Here is a 10,942-nt window from a genome sequence, read left to right on the forward strand (position 1 = left end):
CTTTGTAAACAAACAGATCCGCACCTGAACCGCCAGTCAGAATATCTGCACCGCTGCCGCCGCTGAGGATGTCAGCAAACTCAGTACCAGTGACGCTGTTAGCATCAGCATTTCCGGTAAACAAGACAGGAGTGGTGAAGTTGTAACCGCCTGCACCAGAACCGAAGTTGTTAAAGTCGGTTGGGTAAGTGTTCCCAGCAGCAGTTAAATCGACAATGCTGCCTGAGTTGGTAGTAGTACCAGCAGGAGAGGCGATCGTACCTGTAAATACAAAGTCCGCCGTTCCCAGATTGCTAGCAGCAGTACCCAGATTCGCTATCAAGGTAGAACCACCGGCCACCGTACCGTTCGAGTCAAAATACAACTCTGTTTCGTTCGACGCATTAGTAAAGGCGAAGAAACCAGCAGTTGTAGAATTGCCCAGGGCTTTAGCTTGTGCATCTTGCAAAGAGGCATAACTTCCGCCTGTGAAAATCACTAACTCTTTGCCAGTAATGTCAGGAGAAACCCCGCTAACACCGTCAAAGTTAGTCGTAGTCAAATTGCCGAAAGCGCTCGCGCTAAACTCGAATTTGTCTACCCCAACAGTAAAGTCGGAAATTTTATCGCCGCCTTCTTTAGTTGTCCTGTAAACAAACAGATCCGCACCAGTGCCGCCGCTTATGACATCCAAACCGAGGCCGCCGGTGATGGTATCGTTGCCGTCGCCGCCCTTGAGGTTATCGTTAAAATTGCTGCCGACAATCTTGTCATCGCCTGCTAAACCATCGAAATTAACTGCAGCCGGATAAGTGCCGAAATCCACATTGTCAGGGCCAGCAGTACCGACAGGAACATTTAGTGACGTGCCGCTGAAGACAAAGTTACTGACTTGCAGGCGAATGCTTGCCGAGAAACTCGTGAGAACTTCAAAGCGCGCCCCAACAGCAAATACCAGTACAGCACGACCGGTCTCGGCATCTATAAACTGACAGAAAGTAGGCGCTTCTCGGTTGCCACCCAAAGCTATAAACCGCGCTTGCAAAGACGCGATGCTGTTAACAGTGATATCCGTGGTGAAGTCGAGCAAATTAGCGCTGCCGATCGACCCCACAGTAGAAGTAGCAGTAATCTCCAGTCGGGTCAAACTAGAAACGCTGAGATTGCCAAAAGCTGCCGTAGAAAGCTGTAAAACATCGTCAGTGACATTAAAGTCAGTAATTAAGTCAGCTTCTACAACTGTTTGAATCTGTTGGCGGGAAACGAGGTAAATAAAGGTATCCTTCCCATTACCCCCACTCAGATTATTGGTTCCTAGACCGCCTTCGATCGAGTCATCGCCCTCATTTCCGGTTAATGTGTCATTGCCACTACCGCCGATGATTTTGTCTATGCCCAAGCCACCGTCGATCGAGTCATCGTCATCACCGCCGTCGATATCGTCATCATCATCGCCGCCTTTAACTTTGTCCTTGCCCAAGCCTCCTTTTAGTGTGTTTTTGCCTTTACCACCGTCGATATCGTCATCGTCATCGCCGCCGTCGATATCGTCATCATCATCGCCGCCTTTAACTTTGTCCTTGCCCAAGCCTCCTTTTAGTGTGTTTTTGCCTTTACCACCGTCGATATCGTCATCATCATCGCCACCGTCGATATCGTCATCGTCATCTCCGCCTTTAACTTTGTCGTTGCCTTTGCCTGCTTTTATTTGGTTTTTGCCTAGGCTGACTTCGATATCATCATCGTCATCGCCACTGTCGATATCGTCATCGCCATCGCCGCCTTTAATTGTGTCCTTGCCTTTGCCACCGATGATTTTGTCTTTGCCTTGGCCGGCTGTAATGTTATCGTCACCATCGCCGCCTTCGATGTCGTTATCCAGCGTCACAGAACCGAAAATAAGTTGAGGTGCTGTAGTACCACCAAACTTAAAGACATTTTGCTCGACGTTCACGCTAAAAGTCTGGCGGGTGAGAACTCTTCTGCCGTTGGTAGCTTCAAAACCAAAACTAGCCGCACCGACAAAACCTACTGCCGCTTGGAAACTTAAGAAGCCTGAGTTAATGTCTGCTTGAGTCAAGGTAAAACCGACTTCTGTTATGGCGACTCCCTTAAAGAATAGTCGGCCGGTTGTAGCAGCGGGCAGCTCGGTTAGCTTGATGACTGTGTTGCTAGGACCTTGCTCGTCATCGACAACACGCAACAACTCAGAAGTAATAGTTTGCTCGCCGCCGCTGGAACCAGCAGTCAAGCTATTATTAGCTTCCACTCGCGGAGGGTTAAAAATCGGAGGGGGAGTTGGAGTTTGAGTTGGAGTTTGAGTTGGAGTCTGAGTTGGAGTTTGAGGATCAACTCCCAAAAAGTCGGCCGCAGTGATAAGCGTTGCGTTGACATTCAACAATAGCGCCAAGGCGAAGTTATTGACCCGAATTTCGGTATTCGCACCGATTTGTATAAAGGTCAAGCTGCTAAAGTTCAAGTCGCCAAACAGCAGAAACTTGTCCTGGCCATCTTCGTAGTCAATGATGGTTGCCCTTGCCCCAGACGTACTGTTACTCACGAGATAAACGTCATTTCCAGTACCGCCGACACAGGTATGGTTGCCAGTACCGCCCATCAGCGTATCGTTGCCGTCGCCGCCCATCAGCGTATCGTCGCCGTTGCCGCCGCCGCTAACGCTGTCGTCGCCGTCGCCGCCGCCTGCCATGTCATTGCCGTCGCCAGTCACGAGGGTATCGTTGCCGGCACCGCCCATCACGGTATCGTCGCCAGCACCACCGCTAACGCTGTCGTCGCCGTCGTCACCTGCACAGTTGTCGCTGCCGGCACCGCCGATTACAGTATCGTTGCCGATGCCGCCGCTAACGCTGTCGTCGCCCTCGTCGCCTGCACAGTTGTCGCTGCCGCCACCGCCGATCACGGTATCGTTGCCGGTGCCGCCGCTAACGCTGTCGTCGCCCTCGTCGCCTGCACAGTTGTCGCTACCGACACCGCCGTTAACGGTATCGTTGCCGATGCCGCCGCTAACGCTGTCGTCGCCGTCGTCACCTGCACAGTTGTCGCTGCCGGCACCGCCGTTAACGGTATCGTTTCCTTCGCCGCCGCTAACGTTGTCGTCGCCGTCGTCGCCTTCACACTGGTCGCTGCCTACACCGCCGCTAACGGTATCGTTATCTTTGCCGCCGTTAACGGTATCGTTGCCGTCGCCGCCGCTAACGTTGTCGTTGCCTGTGTCGCCCCTGACGGCATCGTTTCCTTCGCCGCCCTCACAATCGTCGTTGCCTTTGCCGCCGTAGACGGTATCGTTGCCTGCGCCGCCGTTAACGCCATCATTTCCTTCGTTGCCGTGGGCCGAGTCATCGCCGTCATCGCCTTCGCAGATGTCGTCGTCGCTGCCGCCAAAAAGGCTGTCGTTATCTTTACCGCCGTTAAGGGTGTCCTTGCCTTTGCCGCCCTTAACGTTGTCGTTGCCCCGATCGCCCTTTATTTGATCATCGTCATCGCCGCCCTCGCAATCGTCGTCATCTTTACCCCCGTACATTTCATTTTTTTTGCCAGGGTTTCCTTTGATTTTGTCCTTGCCTTTCTTGCCGAATATCTTATCCCGATCGCCGGTGGCGACAATTACGTCATCGTCATCGCTACCGACGAGGGTTCGGCGATCGATGCCGCTGCCATCGTCTAAGTCATCGTCATCTTTCTCGCCCGCACCTTCTTCTAGTACGCCGTTAGATTCCGCAATTTGGCTGTCATCAGCAGCACCTTCTTCCAGTACGCCGTTAGACGGATCTGGAGATTGGGTGGTGGTAACGCCGTCGGTTTTTTCGTCGATCTGGTCCAGAATTAACTTGGCTAAATCATCATCGGAAATTGTAGAGCTGTCGTCGCCTAAATCCCCGACTGGATTTTGTGTTTCATCTTGAGCGAGAAAAAGTGTTCCCGGTTTTTCTAACAAGTTTTCGTCTGCCATCGTTGATATTTCCCAAAAAATGGTAAGCTTCTTAGAATCAATTTATCAGCAAACAGGAGGCAGCAGAAGAAAAAAATCTAACTTCATGCTTTCGCCTGCTATAGGAGCTGGTTTCCTCATCTTTACTCTTATAGATGCCACTTAAACCGCAAGGTTTTTTCGCTTTGTTGCGAGTTTTAGATTCTGCAATTGCCTACCAAAATTAATTGATACGCGACCTACACCGTAAGTGCTGCCCCGAAGCTCCGAGCCTTTAAGATGTTCTCGGTAATTTCTACAGTAAGCTGCGTCTAATGGTCCCTTATTGTAGATTTCCTACGTAATTTCTACAGTGAATTAGCTGAACTTAAACTCGCAACTGACAACTCCTAAATAACTACCCAAAACCTGTCTCCCCCCCACTTTTACCCTTGCTTTTTTTCCGATCTTGGCTGGATGTATTGAAGTTTTGTAACACTCCCAGCTTTGACAAATCCTTCCCTGACCTAGGATTTGCATCTCTTGACTAAACGACTGCAGCCTCCTAATTTTAGTTCCCGATGATTAATTAGAAATTTAGATAATTCCCCCGGGCAAATATTTGTTCTAATTTTTAGTTGCACAATTTTCTCTCGATTCGAGGAAACCTCGCCAACTGAGAAAATTGTTTTTTTCGGCTCAATATTAAGAGTTCTGCCAAAATTTATCTATCTCAAGACTGATTGCAAAATTTCGCTAAAAAGAGTAACCGACGCAGGAGTCGTTTTTGGTGACAGTTGCAAGCTCGGCATTTTGAGCGGGAATGACCCACGGCGAGGCTGCGAAACCCTATTGTTTTGTATAGGCTTCGCTACCAAATCCAATAATTATCCGAGAAACCGGCCTGATGAGGCGTAATCCTCTAGATGCCCAAAATGATGGTTGCTTGAGAGTACCGGAATAATTTGATTGCCATTGTATTGTTGAGAGTTCTTGGCTACTTAAGTTTATTTTTGCTGCTTAACTTTAACTCGATTCAGAGAGTTAAATTAAAAAATTTCTATATCATAAAAGCGGGAAAATAGCAATAAGTTATTAGCAATTATCGATGGTCAACTATCGATTATCGATCGCCACTGAGGTCTTAAGGATGAGGGCGGAGGGCTTACGGATGAGAACCCAGGGCTGACCAATTAATTAATTGACACAAAATCAAGATTACACGTGGGGGGTTGGTGGTAGAGGATAAGCGGTAAAGACCGATCGACCGATCGCAAAAAAAAATAAAATACTCAACTTTCCCTGCGATATTACCCTGAAACCGGTTGGCGAGAGCCGAAGTAATTTTAATAAGAACTAGAGATCCGCCTGGTAAAGTGCCTCCAATTTAACTTTACTCAGCAATGAGAAACTCAAGTTCACGACGAATCTAAAGGGGTCTGCGGTAGAGGTGCAAAATGTTAAAGATACAAAGATTGCAGAAAATTCGGCTTTCACCGAGCCACAGGGCAATCAAAACTAATAAACTGTTATTAAAGTACAACTTTTATATCCTCAAAGTGTTTGAACAAATATATATGACCCTAGCGATCGCCCGATCGGGGGAAGCGCATTCAGAAACTTTGATTGGAAGAGTAAAAATTATTTTGCCGATCGCTATTGCTAGCCGCAAAAACGCAGGCAAATTCAGAATTAAGGCGGGAGGGCGCTAAATCCGTGAGCCAGGAATTTCAACTCTCAGTCACCCCTGTTGGGGACGACGAATATCTAGTGCGGACAGAAAGGGTTGCACCCGGTGTACCCTTAGCCGAACAACAAGTCCGCTGGCCGATCGACGAATGGCTTGCACTCTCTGCTCAACTGATGAACGACCCGCTGGTGGGCTTGCTCCAAGGAAAAGCAGTACAGGGAAGCAGTTTTGCGGGTCGCGGCCTCTCCCGTTCGGGAAACAACTCAGGGCCCAATTTAGTAGCCCTGGGGCAACAATTATACAGTGGGCTGTTTCAAGGAAACTTGCGCGATAGCTGGACTTGCGCTCAAGGCATTGCCCAGCACCGCCGAGAAGTGCTGCAACTGCGACTCGGACTCAAAGGCCGACGCTTGCCGCGTCTGCCGTGGGAAGTTCTGCACGCCGGCGATCGCCCTTTGGCAACCGGCACAGATGTCGTGTTTTCTCGCTACCAACCAGGTACAAGTTTGTTCAAACAAACCCGGATACTGCCTAGTGGCGGGCCACTAAAAATTTTAATGGCGATCGCCTCTCCGAGCGATCGAGACAGCTTGCAGCTCAAGCGAGAAGTGCTCCACCTGCAACAAGAACTCCAAAACCGCATCGGTCATCCTCTCAAAAACAGCCCCCATTCCCCGGAAATTCAACTGACTATTCTCGAACAGCCCGATCGAGAACAACTTACCCAAGCCCTAGAACAAGGACACTACCAAGTCCTGCACTACGCAGGCCACAGCAACTTAGGTTCCAGAGGTGGGGAACTCTACCTAGTCAGCAGCCGCACCGGCTTAACCGAAACCCTCAGTGGCGACGACTTAGCTGGATTGCTCGTTAACAACGGTATTCAGATGGCCGTGTTCAACTCCTGCCGCGGCGCCTACGGCGACCCCTCAGACCTCGCGGACGACAGCCCGGAACGGAACTTAACCGAAGCTCTAGTGAAGCGTGGAATTCCGGCAGTGCTAGCAATGGCAGAAAGCATCCCCGACGATGTAGCCCTAACTCTGACGCGGCTGTTTTACCGCAACCTCAATCAAGGCTATCCAGTCGATCTCAGCCTGAGCCGGGCCAGAGCTGGGCTAATTTCTGCCTACGGTTCTCACCAGCTATACTGGGCTTTGCCGATTCTCTACCAGCACCCGGACTTTGACGGCTATCTGACCGGCGCCCCAGCCCACAGCGCGACATCCGGTTCTATGGTGCACATAATCGCGTCGGGAACGCAACCGGCGCTCGCGGGTACAGAATGGAAGGCCCCGTCTTCGGTTTCGGCGATCGCCCAATACCCCCCAATCCCAGCCAATCGATCCCATGAGTCAGACAATTCTGACGGCGAAGTCTGGGAATATCCCCACCAATTAAAAGATCGTAGGGATTGGGTTCACCAGAACGATCGACCCGATGCTACTAATTCACCCAACTCACCGACGGCTTCGCCGTCCTCTATTCCTAATTCTGAGTGTGCGGCGATCCAAGCAACTTGCGCCGCTGCACCGACTCAGAAACCGTTAAAAAAACCGGGGTTGAAAAAATCTGTCGCCCTAATACTTTGCTTATTGCCCGTTGCTTTGAGTGCTGGCTTTTTTGGGTGGCGGTACTCGCACCAGCGAGGAACGAAACCAGAAGAGCTACTGCCGGCGGTACGGACTCCCCTGTCGCAAAATTACCTGCAACAACGTCACTAAAAGCGATCGCCCACTGCAATGCTGAATTTAGACCCTCTTGGCCTGGCTCCAAACTGGGTGGGGTTTTTGCTGGCCATTCGCGATCTGCAGCCGCTGGCAAAGCGATCAAAAGTATACTGCTCGATCGACTGTCCGACTTACGTTCATCAAGCCGGTTTTTACCGAAAATAAGCAGCAGCGCAACCAAGCATCGAGGAAGAAACCGGGTTTCTCGTCGAGAAAGTAAGTCCGGGACTGCTTAATATAGAATTCGTCAGTCGATTGGAGATTTTAGACTTCGGCTTGAGTCCTGAGTCGAAGGATTGGAGATTGTAGATTTACTCCACAGATGAATCTGGAAGCTTGAACAAGAGTCTAAAATTTTGATCTCTCCCCGACAGGAGTCGGTGGCTTGTATGCGTTTTTGAGCGGGCTGATTCGGCAGCAGGAGCATTCGTCATTCGGCACAAGACAATAAAAGCCAGAGTTGCCACAATTAAGAACGTCCTCACCCTCAGCGCGCTTATTTCACAATAATTAATTATGGAAGCGGCTGTGAGTTTGACCTCCTCGCATCCAGGATACCCGCCACGTGATTCATCCGTCCAGAAATAAAAAACCTGTATCCGATGAAACTTGCCGAACGTATTTATCCGTGGGGTCAAGGCTTCAATTCTTTAATCTAAAATCTCAAATCTAAAATCGATTGACGCGCCCCTCCAGTTGGTGCCTAAATTTTGAGAGTATGACCGTTTACAGGCCACGAGTGGAAACCAATACATTTCCATTGAAACTCCATGTCGGGAACCGCTGCTAATTTGTAGTGCATCAAACATTTAAGCTGTTGTGCATTTAACTGGGTCTTTTTCAATTCCCCTGTGGAAATAACCTCAAATTCTCTGGCTTGGGGCCGGAGGAGGAAGATTTTCCCGAGTTCCCCCTAGAAATCTACTGATTCCTGGGGAAGTGTTAAGAGTCGCGAAGCAATCTCGCTCGATCAAAACTATTCCCCTCTTAGTGGCTGCCCGATGTTTCTGCCGCGGCGCCCATTGAGTCGGGTTTTAGCTTAAACCCGTTCAACGAAGAGGTGAAATTTCCTTGAATTTTTACCGGATTGCCTTCCCCAGACTGCGTTCTGTGGAAGTTATATGCCCAACACCTTAATAGAAGATTGCCTGTTGGTATTTGGGGTTTTGAGGGGATTTCCAGCCCGAAAAATAGAATTTACAAGTAGCTGGCAGTGACATCGAGAACAAGTGCTGCCTCGTCTTGTTGAGGTAAAAGTTAACCCCGCGCCGGTAAATGCTGGCGGCAGATTTGCAGCGGCCGCGGTCTAGGTATTTCGATTCATGGCTGTCTTGTTTTTACCTTGACCACAGACTCGATAGGGGATTGGTGAATGCAGGGAACAGACTTTAGTGTAAAAAAGTAAAGCATTTAATTTGCGACAATAATTCCCCGCGCGATCGCAAGAGAGGCTTACACAAGGATTTGGGCCGCGAGGAGCAAATTGATCGCCCTTCGAGCATCCTTACTTGCACCCCCGGCCTTGAGACCGCAGAAATTTATCCAGAATCTTAAATATTGAGAATTATTAGTATTGACAGTGAAACAAAGTTAATCTAATGTGTTGTAATTGATATAAGTAAAGTCCAATAAGCGAGGTACGGTCAATGGCAGAAACAGCTACAGCACCCTTAACAGGAAAAGGTCTGCTTCAAAAAATCAAAGGCAGCGATTTGCCGCGCAGAGAACTTGCAAAGCTTTGCGGCTACTTCACGGTCAGCAAAAGTGGAGAAACCCGGATTAATCTGGCTGAGTTTTACGATGCAGTGTTAGCTGCTAAGGGCATTGAGCTAGAGAAGTCGAAAGCAGACGGACGCGGGCGAGAAGCGAGTTATCGAGCTAGCGTTCACAAGAATGGTTCGATCGTGATCGGGGCAAATTATACCCAAGAAATGGGATTAAAGCCGGGAGACGAGTTTGAAATTAAGCTCGGATACAAGCACATTCGCTTGATTCAGATCGATGTGGACAGACCGGATGTGGAAGTGGATGATGAAGAGGAGGATACAGAAGAATAGAGGCGATTCCCTGCGGGATAGCTTCGCTTCACGTGATACAGTCAGCCGATAGCAAGGCGACTGGATTTGGCATTCGCTACACGAGTATTTGCGCGCCACCCTTCGATTTAACTGATGAGCTGTCTTGACTATTTCTATTTTCTCTTGTCTCGCAAAGACTACAGTGCCTCTGAACTTCGCAAAAAGGGGCAAGAGAAAGGTTTTGGCAATGAGGAAATATTGGAGGCGATCGCGCAAATTCAAGACCGCGGCTATCAGTCCGACACTCGCTTGGTGGCAAACTCGATCGCCTCTGCAGCAGGCAAATACGGGAAGTCTGCCATCAAGCGCAAGTGCCTGCAAAAAGGAATTACCAACGATTTGTTCGAGCAAGTCTGGGAAGAAGAAATTGCCGAAAATCAGGACTCCGAAGCAGAAAAACTGGCCGAATTCAAAGCCAAAGTCATGCGGAAATACAAGATCGATACTTGGGGTAAAGCAGATCCGAAAACCAAGGGCAAAGTCTTGAATTACCTGCAATACAGGGGCTTTAATGCCTTTGAAATTTGGCGACAGTGGCAAACAGAAGAAGATGACGAGTAAATAGTAGGGCCAAGCAAATAGATGTGGCCCAGATAGGCAAGCACAACTACACTGCGGCCGACAGGGCTAAAGTGTAAGTCCTGAGTTTTTGTAAATGTGTGTCAATCCGAGTGCGTTGACTAACTATGATTCGTACATCTGCCGGTGTCTGGCTAAAAGCTCGAGATATTTCTCGTTGATTTTGGCCAGCATCCATTTCTCTTGAAAAATGGCTGCTGATTCTGCTTTCACCGGATCTGCTTGTAGGGGCAAAATATCTTTTCGAGCTGCGGTTTGCTCAGCAACAGACTTCAGATTTTGAGGGTTTTGCTGGTATTTTCGACCGCTTTTGTGGTTGGCGTAGCGACGGGATCGAGTGTACCCCATCTGCAAGAACTTGCGGGCCATGTCGGCTCCAACAAAATCATCGGCATCGAGATAGTCTAAAAACAAGGAGTAAATTTTGCTGCTGGACTCCCTGGCAATTTCAGGAGTCTTAAATCTCCAGAAAGGCAGAATTTCTCCTTTATAGGGTTCAACCAACAGCACTCCCTGTTCTCCTTTCCCTACCCGATAAAGTTCCGGGTACTGTCGAAAGTCGATGTTCTTAAAATCCGCATGGTAGTCGAACTGCTTCATTGGGCGTTTTCTGTTCTATCTGGAACTATAGAAGCCCGGGGTTTACCTTCGTCTGGTTGGGTATAAACCCAGGCCCAAGCAATGAAGACAGCTTGAAAAGGCAGCCTCAACCAATACAGTAATTGGTTGTGGGGAATCCCTTCTATCGGAATGTTGTTGACGGCTTGATTGATATTAGCTGGAAACACGGCAATAAACAAGGCAATTAACCCCCACGCCGCCGCCCTGCTGACAAGAGGAACTAACAGCCCAATGCCGCCCAAAATCTCGAAAAAACCGCTGATTTGACACTCCCTAGCCTAAAGGCGTAGGGATTCTTAATTCATCGACTGACCTTTAAGCGCTATGTCCTTTCGGC

At 49.2% G+C, this 10,942-nt stretch carries 7 protein-coding genes; 4 read left to right on the forward strand and 3 right to left on the reverse strand.

The window, feature by feature from the left end; translation table 11 throughout:
• A partial coding sequence (locus QUB10_RS17535) for a cadherin-like domain-containing protein (protein ID WP_333204034.1) occupies nucleotides 1-3,949 on the reverse strand: 3,949 nt, incomplete at its 3' end.
• Nucleotides 3,950-5,364: 1,415 nt separating this feature from the next.
• Between QUB10_RS17535 and QUB10_RS17540 the strand changes: the two genes are divergently transcribed.
• From QUB10_RS17540 to QUB10_RS17555, 4 genes are all read left to right on the forward strand, one after another.
• The gene (locus QUB10_RS17540; protein ID WP_333204036.1) at nucleotides 5,365-5,619 is read left to right on the forward strand and encodes a hypothetical protein; all 255 of its coding nucleotides are present in this window, start codon (nucleotides 5,365-5,367) and stop codon (nucleotides 5,617-5,619) included.
• Nucleotides 5,620-5,623: 4 nt separating this feature from the next.
• Nucleotides 5,624-7,321: a CHAT domain-containing protein gene (locus QUB10_RS17545; protein ID WP_333204037.1), complete on the forward strand. Its 1,698-nt coding sequence runs from the start codon at nucleotides 5,624-5,626 to the stop codon at nucleotides 7,319-7,321.
• 1,652 nt (nucleotides 7,322-8,973) lie between these two features.
• On the forward strand, nucleotides 8,974-9,384 hold the full coding sequence (locus QUB10_RS17550) for an AbrB family transcriptional regulator (protein ID WP_293126913.1): 411 nt from the start codon (nucleotides 8,974-8,976) through the stop codon (nucleotides 9,382-9,384).
• A 114-nt stretch (nucleotides 9,385-9,498) separates the two neighbouring features.
• Complete coding sequence (locus QUB10_RS17555; protein ID WP_333391970.1) at nucleotides 9,499-9,966, forward strand: regulatory protein RecX; 468 nt, start codon at nucleotides 9,499-9,501, stop codon at nucleotides 9,964-9,966.
• Nucleotides 9,967-10,089: 123 nt separating this feature from the next.
• Here QUB10_RS17555 and QUB10_RS17560 read toward each other — a convergent pair whose 3' ends face one another.
• Both QUB10_RS17560 and QUB10_RS17565 read right to left on the reverse strand, forming a co-directional pair.
• Nucleotides 10,090-10,584, reverse strand: coding sequence for a DUF4385 domain-containing protein (locus tag QUB10_RS17560; protein ID WP_333204041.1), 495 nt, complete (start codon nucleotides 10,582-10,584; stop codon nucleotides 10,090-10,092).
• Complete coding sequence (locus tag QUB10_RS17565) at nucleotides 10,581-10,847, reverse strand: hypothetical protein (RefSeq protein ID WP_333204043.1); 267 nt, start codon at nucleotides 10,845-10,847, stop codon at nucleotides 10,581-10,583. Before QUB10_RS17565 ends, QUB10_RS17560 begins: the two co-directional genes overlap by 4 nt.
• Nucleotides 10,848-10,942 lie beyond the last annotated feature (95 nt).

This window comes from Microcoleus sp. B5-D4, from assembly GCF_036705145.1.
Classification (GTDB): domain Bacteria; phylum Cyanobacteriota; class Cyanobacteriia; order Cyanobacteriales; family Microcoleaceae; genus Microcoleus.